Consider the following 19,253-nt stretch of genomic DNA (forward strand, 5'->3'; position numbering starts at 1 on the left):
TGGGGCCGGACGGTGGACTCTGGCGGAACCCCGGGGTTTTGGGGTAAGACTGGCGCATGACAAGGGCGAAAGGGCACGGCCCCGTTCTCGTGCCCATTTCCGGCCAACTCCGCTCCTATGACCGCGCGTGGCTGCGCGGAGACCTGATCGCCGGCGTCACCGTCGCGGCCCTGATCGTTCCAAAGAACCTGGGCTACGCCGGCATCGCGGGGATACCCCTGCAGAACGGCCTGTACGCGGCCGCCGCCGGCGCCATCGTGTACGGGATCTTTGGCAGCTGCCGGCAAATCTCGATGGGTCCCAGCTCAGGCCTGGCTGCGGTGGCCGCGAGTGCCGTGCTCGCGGCAGGCATCACGAACGAGGCGGAGGTCGCCTCCTTCGTTGCCGGCCTTACCCTTGCTTCAGGCATCCTGTTCCTGCTGCTCGCCGTCCTCAAGATGGGCTGGATCGCGCAGTTCCTTTCCCGGGCCGTGGTCACCGGATTCCTCTTCGGCGCGGCGATCGACGTCGTCATCGGCGAGCTGCCCAAGCTGACCGGGACCGAGGTCACCGGCTCCAATCCTCTCCAGGAACTCCGGTCCTGGCTGGGAACCCTGGGCGCGGCGCAGCCGGCGACGGTGGTCGTGGGCGTCGTCGCGCTGGCCGTTGTCTTTGGGCTGCGCGCGGTCGCCCCGCTGGTGCCCGGCGCGCTGGTGCTCGTGGTGGGCGGGCTGCTGGCAGCGGCCCTGCTTGATCTCGGGGCCAAGGGGGTGGCGCTGGTCGGCGACGTGCCGCGGGGGCTGCCGTCGCTGGAAATCCCCAACGGCCCGCTGCTGTGGGACCACGCCGTCACGGTCGCGCTCGCGGCGGTGGCGCTGGTCCTCATCGGCTTTTCCCAGACGGCCGGGGACGCCCGCGCGTTCGCCGCCAAACACCATTACCAGATCGACATCAACCAGGAGTCAACTGCACAGTCGCTCTCCAACGTGGCCGCCGGCGTGTTCCAAGGGATGCCGGTCTCGACGAGCCTGTCGGCGAGTTCGTTGAACGACCATTCCGGTGCGAGGACCGGCCTGGCCTCCCTTACCTCGGGTGCCACGGTCCTGCTCACCCTGCTGTTCCTGGCGCCGCTGTTCTCGAACCTGCCCAAGCCCGTGCTGGCGGCCCTGATCATCGAAGCCGTCGTCATGGGCATGATGAACGTGGGCGAGATGCGGCGCCTTGCCCGGGTGCAGAGGGTCGACTTCTGGATCGCCGTCGCCGCGATCACCGGCACCCTCGTCTTCGGCGTGCTCGCGGGCGTCATCATCGGGATCGGGCTGTCACTGGTCTGGCTCGTCGCGGTGGCCACCCACCCGGAAATGCCGACCCTGGGACGCGAAATCGGCACCCAGGTGTTCCGTGAAGCCCAGGAGCACCCCGGGGACGAGGTGCTGCCCGCAGTGGCGGTCATCCGGTTCGACGGCGGACTGTTCTTCGCCACCGCCGACGCACTCGAGGACCGCCTGCGGGAGGTCATCCACGCCCAACCCCAGCTCACCGGGATCGTGCTCGACTGCGGGGGCATCAACTTCGTCGACTCCCAGGGCGCGGCAAAGATGGCCGACATCATCACCCTGGCCCGCGACGCCGGCGTCAACCTTCGCCTCACCCGCCTGAAGCCCGCGGCCCGGGCCATCCTGGAACGCGATGGCGTGATCGAGAAGCTCGGCGCGGACATGATCCACGGCAACATCCACCGGGCCGTGGAGGCGGAGCAGGCCGCAGCCCGGAAGGAAGCTGACGGCTAGCGGCCGGCCGCGGCGGGGAGCCCGTACCGGTGCTCGGGCCGGCCGGTGGTGCCGTAGCGCAGCTGGATGTCCACGGCGCCGTCGTCCGCCAGCGAGGACAGGTACCGCTGGGCGGTGGCCCGGGACACCCCCACCCGGGCAGCGACGTCGGCGGCCGAATACTGTTCGCCGGGAACCAAGGACTCCAGCACCGCGGCCTCGGTGGCGGACCGGGGCCGCGTCGAAACGGCGACGTCGCCCGGGATCAGGGCGCGCTTGGCGCGTTCCACCGTCTCCTGGTTGACCGAGCCCGGCTGCGCCAGGATCCGGCGGTAGCGGGCGTAGGAGCGCAACTGCTGGGAGAGGGACTCAGCGGTGAAGGGCTTGAGCAGGTAGCCCAGGGCGCCGCGGCGGAACGCGAGCCGGAGCGAGGCCGTGTCCGAGGCCGCGCTCAGGATCACGGTGTCCACGTCCAGCTGGTGCAGCAGGTCCAGCCCCGAAGCATCAGGCAGATACACATCCAGCAGCACCAGGTCCGGGCGCAGGCTGTGGATGGCCTGCAGCGCCTGCGACGCCGAGCCCGCCGGCGGCAGCGCCAGGAAGCCGGCCACCGAATCCACATAGGCGGCGTGCAGCTTGGCGACGTGGAAATCATCGTCGACAATCAGCACCCTGAAATCCTCAGACATCGTTGTCCCTTCCGATTGGCTCAGTGGTCAGCGGTCCGGTGGTCTGCCGTCGCGTCGTCCCCGGTTCGGTCGTCCCCGGCAGCGTGGTCCCGGGCAGCGTGGCGACAAACACGGCGCCCGGGCCGCCGGCGGAACCGGGGTCCAGCACGCGCACGTCCCCGCCGCGCCGGCGCGCGAGTTGCCGGGACAACGCCAGCCCCAGGCCCTGCCCTCCGCCTGCCCGGGCCGGCCGCTCCGACGTCGTATAGCCTTCCGCGAAGACCGCTTCGGCGCCCGCGGCACCGACGCCGGCGCCCAGGCCGTCGCCGGAATCCGCGACGACGATATGTAAGGTACCCGGGCCGCCGTCCGCGCCGGGTTCGTCCAGCACTTCCACTTCCACCCAGCGCTCGGCGGCGGAACCAGCGACGGCGGCGTTCACGGCGTTGTCGATCAGGTTGCCCAGGACCGTGGTGACATCCTGCGGTTCGGTGACGTGGCCGCGGACCACGGATTCAGGGCCGAGGCGCAGGCTCACGCCGCGCTCATCGGCCTCGACACCCTTGGCGCCGAGGAACGCCTGCAGGTAAGGGTCCTGGAGCAGCTCGGCCTGGTCCACCGGAAACGCCAGCGGCCCGGTGCCCGCGAGCTTGGCCAGATAGTCCCGGGCCTGCTGGGGCTGGCCGATGCTCATGAACCCGGCGATCGTGTGCAGCTGGTTGGCGAACTCGTGGCGCTGCGCCCGCAGCGCAGCGGACATGGTGCCGACGGCGTCGAGCTGGCGGGTCAGCTGCTGCAGCTCGGTCCGGTCCCGCAGCATGACCACCCAGCCCAGGTCCTCGCGGCCATGCAGGGCCTTGCGGGCGCTGACCACCAGGACCCGGCCGCCGGCCACCAGTTCCACCGCATCGCCCTCGGCCGCATCGGCCCGGGTCATGGCCCTGAGCTGGGCCGGGACGGGCGCGGTGCTCCAGGCGGTGCCCGTGAGGTCGGGGACGTCGAGCAGCCGCTGGGCGGCGGCGTTGAAGACGCTGACCCTGCCGTCGGCCGCGACGCCGACCACGCCGTCGTCGACCCCCTGCAACACGGCCACCTGGTCGTGCACCAGGGTGCTGATTTCCTCAGGTTCCAGCCCGAGCGTCAGCCGCTGAAGCCGCCGCCGCAGCAGAAAGGAGGCCAGCACACCGGCCAGCAGGGCACCGGCGGCCGTGGCGGCGATGGGGACGATGTCCCGGGCCAGGCTCTGGCTGATGGTTTCGGTGGAGTAGCCCACGCTCACCTCGCCCACGACTTTGGTGGAGTCCGGGCCAAAGACGGGAACCTTCGCGCCTGCCGACGGGCCCAGCGTGCCCGTGTTGCGGGTGGTGACCTCCTTGCCGGCAAGGGCCTCCGAGGGGTCGGTGCTGACCTTTTCGCCCAGCCGATCGGCATCCGGATGCGCCAGCCGGATGCCGGTTTCGTCCGTGATGACGACGAACAAGGCACCGGTGCGGCTGCGGGCTCCCTCCGCGGCGGCCATCAGCGGACCGGCCAGGAGTTCGGCGGCCGGAGGAGCGGCCGGAAGGGCGCTGATGGACGCCACGTCCGCCCGCACGGACGGGTCCGAGGCAACTGTCCGCGCCAGGGTAAGCGCCTGGTTCTCGGCCTCGCGGCCCAGCCGGTCGTAGGTCAGCCACGCGTGGACGGCGCCGCTCAGGAGCACGACCAGCACCACCACACCCAGCTGCAGCAGCAGTGTCTGGGTGGAAAAGCGCAGGCCCGGCAGGGCTGTGCGGCGCTTCATCGGGGCTCCTGGCTGAGGGTTAGTACTCGGTTAATACGGACGTGAGCAAAATGCGCAAAATGCATCCAATAAGCAGTATGCCAATCAATTGAACCAAAGACCCAGCCGTGACGGGGGCCACTCTACTGTCTGTAGTGCGCATCACACCGGAGTGGTGCCATTCAAGGAAGAAGGAGCCGGCCGTGCTGGTATTACTAGGATTCGCCATGATCGCGGTATTCATGGTGCTGATCATGACGAAGAAGTTGACGCCTGTACTGGCGCTCATCATCGTCCCCACCATTTTTGGACTTTTCGCCGGTGCAGGCCTGGGCATCGGCCCGATGGTGATGGATTCGATGAAGTCCATGACATCCACGGCCGCGCTGCTGATGTTCGCCATCATCTACTTCGGCCTGATGATCGACGTCGGACTCTTTGACCCGCTGGTGAAGTTCATCCTGCGCAAGCTCGGCAACGACCCCGCCAAGGTGGTCCTCGGCACGGCCATCCTCGCCGCAGCGGTATCCCTGGACGGCGACGGCTCCACCACCTTCATCCTCACCACCGCTGCCTTGCTGCCGGTCTACCTGCGGCTGAAGATGAGCCCCGTGGTCCTGACCTGCGTGGCCGGCCTGGCCAACGGCACCATGAACATCCTGCCCTGGGGCGGTCCCACCGCCCGTGCGGCCACCGCACTGAAGATCGACGTCAACGATGTCTTCGTGCCAATGGTCCCGTCCCTCATCGCCGGCCTCATCGTGGTGCTGGTCTTCTCCTGGCTGCTCGGTCTGCAGGAACGCAACCGCCTCCGCGCCGTCGCACCGGAAATCTGGGGCGTCCCGGATTCGGCTGACGCGTTCGACGGCGGCAGCACGGCCGGCGGTTCCGGCCGCGGCCGCAAGGGTTCCGGCCCCGCCGGGATCTCGCCCGCCGGCGTCTCCCCGCAGGGATCCTCGGTAGCCGTCCTGGAGCGCACCGAGAGCCTCGTTGACGACCGCGACTCCGCCATGGCCGACACGGCCCTGGACCCCAACCGCAAGACCCTGCGCCCCAAGCTGTTCTGGTTCAACCTCGGCCTGACCGTTGCCGTCATGGTGACGCTCGTCGCGAACATCATCCCGCTGCCGTTCGTCTTCATGGTCGGCTCCGCGATCGCCCTGCTGGTCAACTTCCCGAAGGTCAGGGACCAGGGCGCCCAGCTGATTGCGCACGCACCGTCGATCGTCGCCGTCGTCAGCATGGTCATGGCCGCCGCGGTCCTGACCGGCGTCCTCAACGGCACCGGCATGGTCAAGGCAATGTCCGAGTGGCTCGTCCAGATCATCCCCGCCGACATGGGCCCGCTCATGGCCGTCATCACCGGCGTCCTGAGCATCCCGATGACGTTCTTCATGAGCAACGACGCCTTCTACTTCGGCGTCCTGCCGGTCCTCAGCGAGACGGCGGCCCACTACGGCGTCAGCGCCGCTGACATGGCCCGGGCCTCCATCACCGGCCAGCCGTTCCACCTCCAGAGCCCGCTGGTCCCGGCCATCCTGCTCCTGGTCTCCCTCGCCAAGGTGGAACTGGGTGACCACCACAAGAAGGTCCTCTGGCGCACCGCCGTCATCTCCCTGGTTATGCTCGGCGTCGGAGTGGCAACCGGAGCCATCGGCATCGGCTAACCAAACAACGCAAGAAGGCAGTTCGCGGCAGTGTTTCCTTGAAACATTGCCGCGAACTGCCTTCTCGGCGTCCGACGGTAACGACACTTCAACCCAAGTAGACTGGGACGGAAAATAATCCGTACCTTGCAGGGGAGATCCATGGCTGCGATCAACCGCGACGACGTCGCGCATCTCGCGCGTCTCGCGTATATCGAGATGAGTGACGAAGAGCTCGACAGGATGGCCGGCGAGCTCGCCGTCATCGTCGATTCCGTGAAGTCCGTCAGTGAAGCTGCCGGTGATGACGTCCCGGCCACGTCGCACCCGATTCCGCTGAACAATGTGTTCCGCGAGGACGTCGTGGGCCACACCTTCACTGCCGAGCAGTCCCTCTCCGGCGCCCCCGACGCGTACGAAGGCCGCTTCAAGGTCCCGGCAATCCTGGATGAGGACTAAGACCATGACTGAGAACACCGAACTGATCCGCCTCTCCGCCGCCGCGCTCGCCGAAAAGCTGGCCGCCCGTGAGGTCACCTCCGTCGAGGTCACGCAGGCCTACCTGGACCGTATCGCCGCCGTCGACGGCAAGGTCAACGCCTTCCTGCACGTCAACACGGAAGAGGCCCTTGCAGTCGCCGCCGAGGTAGACGCGATCCGCGCCGCCGGCGGCGCCGCCGCCGAGGAGCTGCACGCCCTCGCCGGTGTGCCGATCGCCGTCAAGGACCTCATCGTCACCATCGGCCAGCCCACCACGGCCGGCTCGAAGATCCTCGAGGGCTGGCACAGCCCCTACGACGCCACGGTCGTGGAGCGCCTGCGCGCCGCCAAGATGCCGATCCTGGGCAAGACCAACCTGGACGAATTCGCGATGGGCTCCTCCACCGAGCACTCCGCCTACGGGCCCACCCGCAACCCGTGGGACCTGGACCGCATCCCCGGCGGCTCGGGCGGCGGCTCCGCTGCCGCCGTCGCGGCTTTCGAGGCGCCGCTGGCCCTCGGCACCGACACCGGCGGCTCCATCCGCCAGCCCGGCGCCGTCACCGGCACGGTCGGCGTCAAGCCCACCTACGGCGGGGTCTCCCGCTACGGCGCGATCGCCATGGCCTCATCCCTGGACCAGATCGGCCCGGTCTCCCGGACCGTGCTGGACTCGGCCCTGCTGCACCAGGTCATCGGCGGTCACGATCCCCGCGACTCCACCTCGCTGCCGGATCCGCTCGAGGACCTCGTGGCCGCGGCCCGGACCGGCAACGTCGACGGCATGAAGATCGGCATCATCAAGGAACTCCACGGCGAGGGCTACCAGGCCGGCGTCGAGAACCGCTTTAACGAGTCGCTCGAGCTGCTCAAGGGTGCCGGCGCCGAGATCGTCGAGGTCTCCTGCCCCAACTTCAAGTACGCCCTGGGCGCCTACTACCTGATCATGCCCTCGGAGGCCTCCTCCAACCTGGCCAAGTTCGACGGCGTCCGCTACGGCCTGCGCGTCCTGCCCGAAGAGGGACCGCTGACGATCGAACGCGTCATGGGCGCCACCCGCGCCGCCGGCTTTGGCGACGAGGTCAAGCGCCGCATCATCCTGGGCACCTATGCCCTGAGCGCCGGCTACTACGACGCCTACTACGGCTCGGCCCAGAAGGTGCGGACCCTGATCCAGCGCGACTTCGACGCCGCGTTTGCCAAGGTGGACGTGCTGATCTCCCCGACGGCTCCCACCACGGCGTTCAAGCTGGGCGAGAAGCTCAACGACCCGCTGGCGATGTACCTCAACGACGTCGCCACCATCCCCGCCAACATGGCCGGCGTCCCCGGGCTCTCCCTGCCCGGCGGCCTGGCCGACGAGGACGGGCTGCCCGTCGGTGTCCAGCTGCTGGCCCCTGCCCGCCAGGACGCCCGGCTGTACCGCGTCGGTGCGGTGCTGGAATCCCTGCTCGAGGCGCAGTGGGGCGGCCCGCTGCTGGAGAAGGCGCCTTCTTTAACTGATTCTTCTACGGCCGCCTCGCTGACTGAGACTGTTTCGAGCCACGGAGGTTCACACTAATGACTGACGCAACCCTGAGCTTCGAAGAGGCCATGGAGAAGTACGATCCCGTGCTGGGGTTCGAGGTCCACGTGGAGCTCAACACCAAGACCAAGATGTTCTCCTCCGCGCCCAACGTCTTCGGCGACGAGCCCAACACGAACGTCAACGAGGTGGACCTTGGCATGCCGGGCGTCCTGCCCGTGGTGAACAAGACCGCGATCGAGTCCTCGATCAAGATCGGCTTGGCCCTGAACTGCAAGATCGCCGAATCCTGCCGCTTCGCCCGGAAGAACTACTTCTACCCGGACACCCCGAAGAACTTCCAGACCTCCCAGTACGACGAGCCCATCGCGTACGACGGCCATCTGGACATCGAGCTCTCCGACGGCACGGTCTTCCGCGTGGAGATCGAGCGCGCGCACATGGAAGAGGACGCCGGCAAGCTGACCCACATGGGCGGCGCCGCTGGCCGCATCCAGGGCGCGGAGTACTCCCTGGTGGACTACAACCGTTCCGGCGTCCCGCTCGTTGAAATCGTCACCAAGCCGATCCAGGGCGCCGGCAGCCGCGCACCGGAACTCGCCAAGGCCTATGTGGCCGCGGTCCGCGAGATCGTCAAGAACCTCGGCGTCTCGGACGCCCGGATGGAACGGGGCAATGTCCGCTGCGATGCCAACGTCTCGCTGCGCCCGCACGGCCGCGAACGGTTCGGCATCCGCTCCGAGACGAAGAACGTCAACTCGCTGCGCGCCGTCGAACACGCCGTCCGCTACGAGATCCAGCGGCACGCCGCGGTCCTGGACTCCGGCGAGCCGGTGACCCAGGAGACCCGCCACTGGCACGAGGACACCCGCACCACGACGTCGGGCCGCGCCAAGTCCGACGCCGATGACTACCGCTACTTCCCCGAGCCCGACCTCGTGCCCGTGGTTACCACCCGCGAGTGGGTGGAGGAGCTGCGCGCCACCCTGCCGGAGCCGCCGGCCGCGCGCCGCAAGCGCCTGCAGGCCGACTGGGGCTACTCCGACCTCGAGTTCCGCGACGTCGTCAACGCCGGCGTCCTGGACGAGATCGAGGAAACCATCGCCGCCGGCGCCACCGCCACGGTGGCCCGCAAATGGTGGATGGGCGAGATCGTCGGACGGGCCAAGAACGCCGACGTCGACCCCGGCCAGCTCGGCGTCGCACCTGCCACCATCGTGGAGCTGAACAAGATGGTGGAGGACGGCAAGATCAACAACAAGATGGCCTCCGAGGTCCTCGACGGCGTGCTCGCCGGCGAAGGCACCCCGGCGGAGATCGTCCAGAAGCGCGGCCTGGCCGTGGTCTCGGACGACGGCCCCCTCCTCGAAGCCATCGACGCGGCCCTCGCTGCGCAGCCCGACGTCGCGGACAAGATCCGCGGCGGCAAGCTCCAGGCGATCGGCGCGATCGTGGGCGGCGTCATGAAGGCCACCCGCGGGCAGGCCGACGCCGCCCGCGTCCGCGAACTGATCCTCCAGCGCCTCGGCGTCGAAGGCTAGAACGCCAAGCTCTACCGTTCCACCAACTCGGTCATGATGGTCTGCAGTGCTTCGCAGACCATCATGACCGAGGTGCGTTTAAGGTTCTCCGGCCGGGCCAGGAGATCGATCCGGCGCCGGGTGCTGATGCCCTCCAGCGGACGCAGCACAATGTCAGGATTCAGCACCGGACGTGCGGTATACCTGGGCAGCAGGCCGATCACTCCGCCCGCCGCCACGAGCGCCGCCACCGTCGAATAGTCGTTGATCCGGTGCACGATGTTCAGTTCCCGGCTGGAGACCGCGGCGAGGGCGGACAGCACGTCCGCGGGGGAGTAGCCGGCCCGGCTCGTCACCCACGGTTCGCTCACGACGTCGTCCGCCGTCACCGCGCGCTGCCCGGCCAGCCGGTGCCCCGCCGGGAGCGCCACGTCCAGCGGCTCGTGCGCCAGCGGAAGGACCGCGACGCGCTCCCCGGGCCACCGCGGGCTGTGGTCCATCCGGTGCGCCAGCACCAGGTCGTAGCGCGCGGTCAGGGCCGGGAAATCCTGCTGGGCGACGTCCTCGTCGGAGAGCAGGACCCGCGGCCGGCCGGGTGCGTCCAGGAGCCGGGCCAGCGGCGCGAAGAGCGCCTGCCCGGCGCTGTGGAAACCGCTGAGCGTCACTGGCGCGACGGGCGAGCCGTGGTAGGCGCCGATCGCCATCTTCGCATCCGCCATCGCGCTGACGACGGCGGCACCGGCGTCCGCCAGGACCTGCCCAGCCTCCGTGAGGACGAGGTTCCGGCCCTCCTTCCGGGTCAGCGGAACCTCCACGGTCTTCTGCAGCGCGGCCAGTTGCTGGGACACGGCCGACGGCGTCACGAGGAGCGTTTCCGCGACGGCCTTGACGCTGCCCAGGGCGCCGAGTTCGCGCAGCATCTCCAGCTGGTGGATTTCCATGCCAGCCATTCTATGCAACAGCTGTTTCTAAATCGTCGATTGAGAAAAAATCGGTTGTGCTAATGCGTTGTGGTGGGTCTAATGGGGTGAGTTGTCCCACAGACCCCACAGTGAGGAAGGCCCATGAAGGCTCTCTACAAGTCCGGCGCCCGCGCAGGATTCGAACTCGTCGACCGCCCCGAGCCGGAGGCCGGTCCCGGCGACGTCAAGATCCGCGTTCTGACCACGGGCATCTGCGGCACGGACTTGCACATCCAGTCCTGGGACGCCTGGGCGCAGGGCATCATCAACGCCCCACTGATCGCCGGCCACGAATTCTACGGCGAAGTCGTGGAGATCGGCGAGGACGTCCTGGACGTCAAGGTCGGGGACCGGGTCTCCGGCGAGGGACACATCGTCTGCGGGATCTGCCGCAACTGCCGGGCCGGCCGCAGGCAGATGTGCATCAACACCGTCAGCGTTGGGGTCCAGCGCGACGGCGCCTTCGCCGAGTACGTGGTGATACCGGAGACCAACGTCTGGGTCCACCAGGATCCCTCCGTGACGCCGGAACTGGGCGCCATCTTCGACCCCTTCGGCAACGCCGTCCACACCGCCCTGAGCTTCCCGCTGGTTGGCGAGGACGTCCTGATCACCGGTGCCGGACCCATCGGGCTCATGGCCATCGCCGTCGCCCGGCACGCCGGCGCCCGCAAGATCGCCATCACCGACGTCTCCGCGCCCCGGCTGGAACTGGCCCGGAAGCTTGGCGTCGACCTCGCGATCGACGTCTCGAAAACGCGGGTCAAAGACGCCCAGCGGGAACTCGGCATGCGCGAAGGCTTCGATATCGGCATGGAAATGTCGGGACACCCCACCGCCCTGCCTGAGATGATCGACAACATGAACCACGGCGGCCGGATCGCGATGCTGGGACTGCCCAGCCAGTCCATCGACATCGACTGGGGCAAGGTGGTCACGCACATGCTCACCATGAAGGGCATTTACGGCCGCGAGATGTTCGAGACCTGGTACGCCATGAGCGCCATGCTCTCCTCCAACCCGGTCCTGCACGCCAACATCTCGGCCGTGGTCACGGACTTGCTGCCGGCCACGGACTGGGAAAAGGGCTTCGAAGTGGCCCGCGCAGGGGCCGGCGGCAAGGTTGTCCTCGACTGGACCGTCTTCTAGACCTTCTTCCAGCGCGTCCCAGACCCGCCCACTGCCCCGAACCCACCCAGCTGAGGAGCCAACCTACATGTATTCAGCCATCAAGGACCAGCTGCAGCACGAACTCGACGAGATCCGCAGCGCCGGCCTGTACAAGACCGAGCGGCACATCGACTCGCCGCAGGCCAACCGCATCACAGCCGGGCAGATCGGCGAGTCCGGCGCGGACGTCCTGAACTTCTGCGCCAACAACTACCTCGGTCTCGCCGACCACCCGGACATCATCACCGCCGCCAAGGCCGCCATGGACGAACGCGGCTTCGGGATGGCCAGCGTCCGCTTCATCTGCGGCACCCAGGACCTGCACCTGGCCCTGGAATCCCGGGTTTCGCGATTCCTCGGCACCGAGGACACCATCTTGTTCTCCAGCTGCTTCGACGCCAACGGCGGCGTGTTCGAATCCCTCTTCGGCCCGGAGGACGCCATCATCTCCGACGCCCTGAACCACGCCTCCATCATCGACGGCATCCGGCTGTGCAAGGCCCAGCGTTTCCGCTACGCCAACCAGGACATGGCCGACCTTGAAGCGAAGCTGGTCGAGGCCAGCACCCAGGAGAACCCGGCCCGCCGGATGATCATCGTCACGGACGGCGTCTTCTCGATGGACGGTTTCCTCGCACCGCTGGAAGCGATCTGCGACCTCGCCGAAAAGTACGACGCCCTGGTCATGGTGGATGACTCCCACGCCGTGGGCTTCATGGGCGCCACCGGCGCCGGCACCCCGGAACATGCCGGCGTCTCGGACCGCGTGGACATCTACACCGGCACCTTTGGCAAGGCCCTGGGCGGCGCCTCGGGCGGCTACGTCTCCGGCCGCCGCGAAGTGATCGCCATGCTCCGCCAGAAGGCACGCCCCTACCTGTTCTCCAACTCGCTGGCCCCGGCAATCGTTGCCGCCACGCTTACGGCCCTGGACCTCGTGGAGAGCTCCGGCGAGCTGCGCAGCAAGCTTTTCGCCAACGCCGAGCTTTTCCGGAACCGGATGAGCGAGGAAGGCTTCGAGCTGCTGCCCGGCGAGCACGCCATTGTTCCGGTGATGTTCGGCGACGCCGTTCTGGCGGCCAGGGTGGCCGACGCCATGCTGCACAACGGGGTCTTCGTCACGGCGTTCAGCTATCCGGTGGTGCCCAAGGGCGCGGCCCGGATCCGCGTCCAGCTCTCCGCCGCGCACAGCTCCGACGACGTCGAGGCCTGCGTGCAGGCCTTCGTCCGCAGCCGCGCTGCCGTGGACGCAGCCGGCGCCGCCTGAGGCCGCACACCGGGCCGCGGACGATGCCGGCCTGAGGGATCTGCAAGGATGGTGGCATGTCAGCAACTTACGATGTCGTGATTGTCGGCGGGGGCATCGCGGGCCTGTCCCTTGCCTCCGCCCTCGCCGGAAAATGCAGCGTGGCGCTGGTCGAGGCGGAGCAAACCCTGGCGTACCACACCTCGGCCCGCTCGGCCCGGCAACTGATCCCCAGCTATGGGCCGCCCGTGGTCCAGGAACTGACTGTCCGGACACTGGATGTCATCGCCGCCGGAGACGCCGAACGTCCGGAACCGGTGCTCACGCCGCGCAGCTTTCTGCTGGTCGGCGACGACGCCGCCGTCCGGTCCCAAGCCAGCGGCCACATGCGGCGGATAACCCACGCCGAGGCCATTGACCTCTGCCCGGCCCTGGTGCCGGAATCCTTCAGCGCCGCGGGCCTGGACACCGGGTCCTTCGCCTGCAACGCCCCGGTGCTGCTGGAGGACCACCGGCGCCGGGCCGAAGCCGGCGGCGTGGACATCATCACCGGCGCCAAGGTCCATTCCGCCCAGCGCCTCGGCACCGGCTGGGAACTCGGCGCCGGCCAGGAAGGCTTCCAAGCCGCCGTCGTGGTTAATGCGGCCGGCGCCTGGGCGGACGAACTCGCCGTCCTGTCCGGCGTCGAGAAGCTCGGCCTCCAGCCGTACCGCCGCACCGCGGCGATCGTCGACGTCGACCGGCCCCTCCCGGCCGACTGCCCGATGGTGGCGGCGGCCGACGACACCTTCTACTTCCGGCCGGACGGTGGCCAGGTCCTGATCTCACCCTCGGAACACGTGCCCAGCGGCCCGGAAGACGCCCGGCCGTATCCGGGGGACATCGAACGGCTCATCGCCCGGCTCAACGCCATCACCACCCTCGGGATCCACGGCATCAGTAAGGCCTGGACCGGGCTGCGGACCGAAGCCGCCGACGGCGTCCCGGTGGTGGGGTTCGACGCCGAGGCCCCCGGTTTCTTCTGGCTCGCCGGGCAGGGCGGGTACGGCTTCCAGACCTCGTCCGGCCTCGCCGAACTGGCCGCCGGGCTGATCCTGGCCGGGCAGGGCGCTGCCGCCTCGCCCCCCGCCGGGGCCGGTCCGGCATCCCGGACGGCGGAGGCGCTCGCCGCGACCCGCTGGTCCATCCGGCGCTGAAGAATGGATTCATGAGCACCCTTATCACCAATATCGCCGAACTGATGACCCAGGACGCGGACCACCGCGTCCTCCGCGACGCCGCGGTGGTGGTCGAGGGTGAGCGGATTTCCTGGCTCGGGCCCGCGGCCGGAGCCCCTGCCGCGGATGAGGCCGTGGACGCCGGGGGCCGGGCGCTCCTGCCCGGCTGGGTCGATTCCCACACCCATCTGATCTTTGCGGGGGACCGCACCGCCGAGTTCGAGGCCCGGATGGCGGGGGAGAGCTACAGCGCCGGCGGGATTGCCGTGACCACGGGCGCCACCCGGAACACCGGCGACTTCGACCTGACCCGGCTGGCGCTGGGCCGGGTCGCCGAGGCCGTGGCACAGGGCACCACCTACCTCGAGACAAAGACGGGCTACGGCCTGGATGTGGAGAACGAGGCCCGCAGCGCCCGGATCGCGTCCACGGTCGCGGACGAGGTCACCTACCTGGGAGCGCATCTGGTGCCGGCGGGGATGGACGCGGAGGACTACACGGAGCTGGTGTGCGGGCCGATGCTGGCCGCGGTCCGGCCCTACGTGAGCTGGGCCGACGTCTTTTGCGAGCGGGGCGCCTTCAACGAGGACCAGTCCCGCCGCGTGCTCCAAACCTGCAAGGACGCCGGGCTGGGGCTGCGGGTCCACGGCAACCAGCTCGGCGAGGGACCCGGCGTCCGGCTGGCCGTGGAGTTCGGCGCCGCGAGCGTGGACCACGTGAACTACCTGTCGGCCGCGGATATTGACGCCCTCGCCGCCAGCTGGTCCGGCTGGGACGGCGGCAGCGGCACCCGCGGCACGGTCGCCACCTGCCTGCCGGCCTGCGACCTCTCCACCCGGCAGCCGCTGGCCCCCGGCCGGGAGCTGCTCGACGCCGGCGTGCAGCTGGCGCTGGCCTCCAACTGCAATCCGGGCACGTCCTACACCAGCTCCATGGCGTTTTGCGTCACCACGGCCGTGCTGCAAATGCGGCTCAGCGTCCATGAGGCGGTGCGCGCCGCGACCTACGGCGGCGCGCTGGCCCTGGGCCGGGAGTCCGGGAACGACGTCGACGGCGAACGCGCGGTGGGCTCGATCGCCGTCGGACACCGGGCGGACCTGCACCTGCTCAACGCGCCGTCGGCCACGCACCTGGCCTACCGGCCCGGCGTCCCGCTGACGCACGCCGTCTGGCGGGCCGGCATCGCGCAGCCGGTGCGCTAGGCGGCGCCGGACCGGCACCGGAGTGGCCGGGGGGCCTAGAAGATCATCGGCGGGGCGTCGAGGACGGTTTCGTCCACCCGCTTCGTTTCCCACTGCGTGAAGGGCTTGTCGAGCTCGTACTTGCCGCGCGAGGTGCGCAGCAGGGTGCGGACCTCGGCGTTCTCGGGGTTGTTCAACGACTCGAAATACTCCACCGACCAGTGGAACCAGCGCATGCAGAACAGGCGCATGGTCAGTCCGTGTGTCACGAACAGCGCATTCGGGGCGTATCCGGGTTTGGACCAGTGCCGGTGCAGGGTCTCCATGAACGAGGAAATCCTGTCATACACATCCGAACCGGACTCGCCCTCGCGGAAGCGGTAGAAGAAGTGGCCGTAGGCGTTCCGGAGCTCCTTCTGGTCCTCGATGTCGCCGGCGATCTGAAAGTTCGCCCAGTCCTGCTCGCGCAGCCGCGGCTCCTCGATGACCCGTTCCACGAGCGGGCCGAGATCCAGCGCCTCCAGCGTCTGGTAGGCGCGCAGGTAGGGGGACACGTAGACACACACCCGCCGGCCGTCGAGCTGGCGGCGGACCTCTTCCCCGGCGGCCCTCGCCTGCTGCAGTCCCAGCGGAGTCAGCGGAATCCGGTAGTCCGGAACACGGTTGTAGATCGAGGTGTCGGCATTGGCGGCGGACTGCCCGTGCCGGATCATAATGATTTTCCGGGGCGCACTCATAGACCCCAAGCATAGGGCTCGCACCAGGCCCGCGACGCGGCGGGACTGAACCAGCCGGTGCCGCGCGGGCACCAGCAAACTATCGGCTACTGTTGGCAAGATAGGAACATGCTGGTTCCCTCCCGCCGTCGGCTGCGGTTTGAAGTCTTGATTGTCCTGGGACTGTCCCTGGGGCAGTCCGCGGTGTACTCCGTGGTGCAGCTGCTGGACAAGATGACCAGGGCGCCGCTGGCCCAGGGCACCTCGACGCTGAACCGGTCGCAAAGCACGCGGGAATACTTCGACCTCACCTACCAGCTGCTGGACATCGTCTTTGCCCTGGTCCCCGTGGCGCTCGTGATCTACTTCCTCACCGAGCACTGGCCCGCGGGAGAGCGTGGCACCTCGGCGTTCCGAAGGATCGGTTTCGACTTCGCCCGGCCCGGCAAGGACCTCCTGCAGGGCCTGGGGCTCGCCGCGGCCATCGGGATCCCGTCCCTGGGACTCTACGCCGCCGGCCGGGCGCTGGGCATCACGACGTCGATCATCCCGAGCGCACTGGACGCGTACTGGTGGACAGTGCCGGTGCTCGTCCTGTCCGCGATCCGGCACGCGGTGGTGGAGGAAGTGATTGTGGTGGCCTACCTGCTGGACCGGCTCGGGAAGCTGGGCTGGAGCATGCCCGCGGCCATCGCCGCCAGCGCCGTGCTCCGCGGCAGCTATCACCTCTACCAGGGGTTCGGGCCGTTCATCGGCAACGCCGTGATGGGCGTGGTCTTCGCCCTCGTCTACACCCGGACCAAGCGGATCATGCCGCTCGTGATCGCCCACGCCATCCTGGATACCGTGGCGTTCGTGGGATTCAGCCTGTTCGGCAGGGCGGTCGGCCTGGGCTGACGGGCGGGCCGGCCGCCGGGACGGCCGTTAAAAGGAATTCGGCCGCCATCTTGCGGGTGACAACGTTGGCACCTGCAAGATGGCGGCCGAAGCTTGTGGCAGCCGGAGCTTTAGATCGTGACGGCCCCGGTGGTGGTCTCAAACGTGACGGAGAGGATTCCGGGCGTGCCGTGCGGTGCGATCCAGTGCACGGCCACGTCGTCCAGCGGCTTCTCCACGGGTTCGCCCAGCCATTCCGTCACGCGCTCTGCCGAGCCGGCAATGGTCAGCGCTGACATTTTGACCTCGCTGGCGTAGGCGTTGGAGGGGTGAAGCTCCGGGTCGCCCTCCCACTTGAGCATGTAGGGCACCTGGGGGTCGGCGATGAGCCCCAGGATCCCGATCTGCTTCCAGACCAGTTCGCGGCCGTCGGGGAACTTCCGGTTGCCATTGACGGCCAAGCGGCCGAGTCGGTCCTCGAACGGGGCAAGGTCGTCAACTTCGACGCACCAGCCCATCCAGCCGCCGCCAGCCTCCGAGCGGGCCCGGACTGCCTGGCCGAAGGGCGCCTTGTCCGACGCCGGGTGGTTCAGGACCTCGACGACTTCCAGGTACTTGTGTCCGGCGAGCGGGATAATCATGTTGCGGGTCCCGAAACGGGGGTGGACTCCACCCTTCACGGCTTCGACGCCGAGGGCAGATGCAATACGTTCAGTGGTGGCTGCCAAGCCATCGTGTTCACAGGCGTAAGAGACGTGATCCATGCGCATGACCTCATCTTGGCATTTTGTGATGGACCTCTCAGCTTAGGGTGACCTTCCCAACGTGGGATGTCCTCCCGGTGATGTCGGCCAAGTCAGCATAGGCCGCGCCAGTCCGGGGATTGCCGGCCGGCATCCCGGGTGCAGACAGCCGTTGGGTGCCTGGAAAAGCCGTCATCTTCATCTTTGTCACAAAGCTATCCAGCGGTCTTCGGCCGTTCCTACACTGATAGCCAAGGTCATGAGTGCCAGCGCACAGCCCCGGCTTGCTGGCCGGCAACCCTCGTATCGCGGTGGGGTGCCCCGGGTGAAGACCCGGCCTTCCGGCGTCCGCCGGAGGGCAAGCGCGGCGCCTGCGCCGGTCCGGGCCGACGGCCCCGTCCGGTGCTGTGCCCAGTTCCTCGAGGAGCATCAATGTCGACTGCCTGGTCCTTTGAAACCCGCCAGATCCACGCCGGCCAGGAGGCGGACCCCGCCACCGGCGCGCGGTCCCTCCCGATCTACCAGACGACGTCGTTCGTCTTCCCCAGCGCCGAAAGCGCCGCGAACCGCTTCGCGCTCGCCGAAATCGCCCCCATCTACACCCGGATCGGCAACCCCACCCAGGACGCTGTGGAACAGCGCGTGGCCAGTCTGGAAGGCGGGCTCGCGGCCCTGCTGCTCAGCTCCGGCCAGGCCGCCGAGACCTTCGCGATCCTCAACATCGCCGAAGCCGGGGACCACGTGGTGGCCAGCCCGAGCCTCTACGGCGGAACCTACAACCTGCTGGCCCACACCCTGAAGAAGTTCGGCATCTCCGTGACGTTCGTGGCGGACCCCGACAACCTGGACCAGTGGCGGGACGCCGTCCAGCCGAACACCAAGCTGTTCTTCGGCGAAGTGGTCTCCAACCCCCGGCAGGACGTGCTGGACATCGAAGGCGTCTCCAAGGTGGCGCACGAGGCCGGCGTGCCGCTGATCGTCGACAACACCCTCTCCACCCCCTACCTCATCCGCCCGATCGAGTGGGGCGCGGACATCGTCGTCCATTCCGCCACCAAGTACCTCGGCGGCCACGGCGCCGCGATCGCCGGTGTGATCGTCGATTCCGGCAACTTCGACTTCGGCAAGGACCCTGGCCGGTTCCCCGGCTTCAACACCCCGGACCCCACGTACAACGGCCTGGTCTACGCGCGCGACCTCGGCAAGGACGGTGCACTGGGCGCCAACCTCTCCTACATTCTCAAGGCCCGGGTCCAGCTCCTGCGCGACCTCGGCTCGGCCGTGTCCCCGTTCAACGCCTTCCTCATCGCCCAGGGCATCGAAACGCTGAGCCTGCGGGTCGAACGCCACGTGGCCAATGCCACCAAGGTTGCGCAGTGGCTGGAGGAACGGGACGACGTCGAATCGGTCGCCTACGCCGGGCTGCCGTCCAGCCCCTGGTACGAGCGCGGACGCAAGTACGGGCCGCTGGGGACCGGCGCCGTCGTCGGGTTCAATATCGCCGGCGGGGCCGAGGCAGGCAAGCGGTTTGTCGATGCCCTTGAACTGCACTCGCACGTCGCGAACATCGGCGACGTCCGCTCCCTGGTGATCCACCCTGCGTCGACCACCCACAGCCAGCTCTCCGCCGAGCAGCAGGCCGTGGCCGGTGTGACCCCGGGGCTGGTGCGGCTCTCGGTCGGCCTGGAGCACATTGACGACATCCTCGCTGACCTCGACGCAGGATTCCGGGCTGCCAAGGGCGCGTAGCCAACCGCCGTGCTGTCATACGGAAGTCACAATCTTCGTCATTT

At 68.5% G+C, this 19,253-nt stretch carries 16 protein-coding genes and 1 riboswitch; of the genes, 11 read left to right on the forward strand and 5 right to left on the reverse strand.

Annotation, left to right across the window (positions count from 1 at the left end):
• Positions 1-56 precede the first annotated feature (56 nt).
• Complete coding sequence (locus ACFVVK_RS16580; RefSeq protein ID WP_390269222.1) at positions 57-1,769, forward strand: SulP family inorganic anion transporter; 1,713 nt, start codon at positions 57-59, stop codon at positions 1,767-1,769.
• On the opposite strand, the gene ACFVVK_RS16585 is transcribed toward ACFVVK_RS16580, so the two are convergent.
• Positions 1,766-2,437, reverse strand: a complete 672-nt coding sequence (locus ACFVVK_RS16585) for a response regulator (protein ID WP_390269225.1) — start codon at positions 2,435-2,437, stop codon at positions 1,766-1,768. The two genes, ACFVVK_RS16580 and ACFVVK_RS16585, sit on opposite strands and share 4 nt — an antisense overlap.
• On the reverse strand, positions 2,430-4,199 hold the full coding sequence (locus tag ACFVVK_RS16590; protein ID WP_390269228.1) for an ATP-binding protein: 1,770 nt from the start codon (positions 4,197-4,199) through the stop codon (positions 2,430-2,432). Before ACFVVK_RS16590 ends, ACFVVK_RS16585 begins: the two co-directional genes overlap by 8 nt.
• 182 nt (positions 4,200-4,381) lie before the next feature.
• On the opposite strand from ACFVVK_RS16590, the gene ACFVVK_RS16595 reads away from it, so the two are divergent.
• The 4 genes from ACFVVK_RS16595 to gatB all read left to right on the forward strand — a co-directional run bounded on the left by ACFVVK_RS16595 (position 4,382) and on the right by gatB (position 9,370).
• Complete coding sequence (locus ACFVVK_RS16595) at positions 4,382-5,845, forward strand: CitMHS family transporter (protein ID WP_390269231.1); 1,464 nt, start codon at positions 4,382-4,384, stop codon at positions 5,843-5,845.
• 141 nt (positions 5,846-5,986) lie between these two features.
• On the forward strand, positions 5,987-6,283 hold the full coding sequence (gatC, locus tag ACFVVK_RS16600; RefSeq protein WP_390269234.1) for an Asp-tRNA(Asn)/Glu-tRNA(Gln) amidotransferase subunit GatC: 297 nt from the start codon (positions 5,987-5,989) through the stop codon (positions 6,281-6,283).
• A gap of 4 nt (positions 6,284-6,287) precedes the next feature.
• Positions 6,288-7,865: an Asp-tRNA(Asn)/Glu-tRNA(Gln) amidotransferase subunit GatA gene (gene gatA, locus ACFVVK_RS16605; RefSeq protein ID WP_390269237.1), complete on the forward strand. Its 1,578-nt coding sequence runs from the start codon at positions 6,288-6,290 to the stop codon at positions 7,863-7,865.
• A complete protein-coding gene (gene gatB / locus ACFVVK_RS16610) occupies positions 7,865-9,370 on the forward strand; it encodes an Asp-tRNA(Asn)/Glu-tRNA(Gln) amidotransferase subunit GatB (protein WP_390269240.1) in 1,506 nt (501 codons plus the stop codon). Before gatA ends, gatB begins: the two co-directional genes overlap by 1 nt.
• An 11-nt stretch (positions 9,371-9,381) precedes the next feature.
• On the opposite strand, the gene ACFVVK_RS16615 is transcribed toward gatB, so the two are convergent.
• Positions 9,382-10,290, reverse strand: a complete 909-nt coding sequence (locus ACFVVK_RS16615) for a LysR family transcriptional regulator (protein WP_390269243.1) — start codon at positions 10,288-10,290, stop codon at positions 9,382-9,384.
• A 123-nt stretch (positions 10,291-10,413) separates the two neighbouring features.
• On the opposite strand from ACFVVK_RS16615, the gene tdh reads away from it, so the two are divergent.
• The 4 genes from tdh to hutI all read left to right on the forward strand — a co-directional run bounded on the left by tdh (position 10,414) and on the right by hutI (position 15,146).
• Entirely contained in the window at positions 10,414-11,460 is a 1,047-nt protein-coding gene (gene tdh, locus ACFVVK_RS16620; protein WP_390269246.1) for an L-threonine 3-dehydrogenase, read from the forward strand.
• A 67-nt stretch (positions 11,461-11,527) separates the two neighbouring features.
• Complete coding sequence (locus ACFVVK_RS16625; RefSeq protein WP_390269249.1) at positions 11,528-12,748, forward strand: glycine C-acetyltransferase; 1,221 nt, start codon at positions 11,528-11,530, stop codon at positions 12,746-12,748.
• 56 nt (positions 12,749-12,804) lie between these two features.
• Positions 12,805-13,923, forward strand: coding sequence for an NAD(P)/FAD-dependent oxidoreductase (locus ACFVVK_RS16630; protein WP_390269252.1), 1,119 nt, complete (start codon positions 12,805-12,807; stop codon positions 13,921-13,923).
• A gap of 11 nt (positions 13,924-13,934) precedes the next feature.
• Positions 13,935-15,146: an imidazolonepropionase gene (gene hutI, locus ACFVVK_RS16635; RefSeq protein WP_390269255.1), complete on the forward strand. Its 1,212-nt coding sequence runs from the start codon at positions 13,935-13,937 to the stop codon at positions 15,144-15,146.
• A 35-nt stretch (positions 15,147-15,181) separates the two neighbouring features.
• Here the strand turns inward: hutI and ACFVVK_RS16640 are convergent, their stop codons facing one another.
• Entirely contained in the window at positions 15,182-15,862 is a 681-nt protein-coding gene (locus ACFVVK_RS16640; RefSeq protein ID WP_390269258.1) for a histidine phosphatase family protein, read from the reverse strand.
• A gap of 108 nt (positions 15,863-15,970) precedes the next feature.
• Between ACFVVK_RS16640 and ACFVVK_RS16645 the strand changes: the two genes are divergently transcribed.
• Positions 15,971-16,738 (forward strand): CPBP family intramembrane glutamic endopeptidase, encoded by a 768-nt coding sequence (locus tag ACFVVK_RS16645; RefSeq protein ID WP_390269261.1) that lies wholly within the window; start codon positions 15,971-15,973, stop codon positions 16,736-16,738.
• Between the two features lie 110 nt (positions 16,739-16,848).
• Here the strand turns inward: ACFVVK_RS16645 and ACFVVK_RS16650 are convergent, their stop codons facing one another.
• Entirely contained in the window at positions 16,849-17,487 is a 639-nt protein-coding gene (locus ACFVVK_RS16650) for a VOC family protein (RefSeq protein ID WP_390269264.1), read from the reverse strand.
• Positions 17,488-17,715: 228 nt separating this feature from the next.
• Positions 17,716-17,831: riboswitch (SAM riboswitch) on the forward strand.
• A gap of 61 nt (positions 17,832-17,892) precedes the next feature.
• Between ACFVVK_RS16650 and ACFVVK_RS16655 the strand changes: the two genes are divergently transcribed.
• Positions 17,893-19,209 (forward strand): bifunctional o-acetylhomoserine/o-acetylserine sulfhydrylase, encoded by a 1,317-nt coding sequence (locus ACFVVK_RS16655; RefSeq protein ID WP_390269267.1) that lies wholly within the window; start codon positions 17,893-17,895, stop codon positions 19,207-19,209.
• Positions 19,210-19,253 lie beyond the last annotated feature (44 nt).

Source organism: Arthrobacter sp. NPDC058192, assembly GCF_042883665.1.
Classification (GTDB): domain Bacteria; phylum Actinomycetota; class Actinomycetes; order Actinomycetales; family Micrococcaceae; genus Arthrobacter.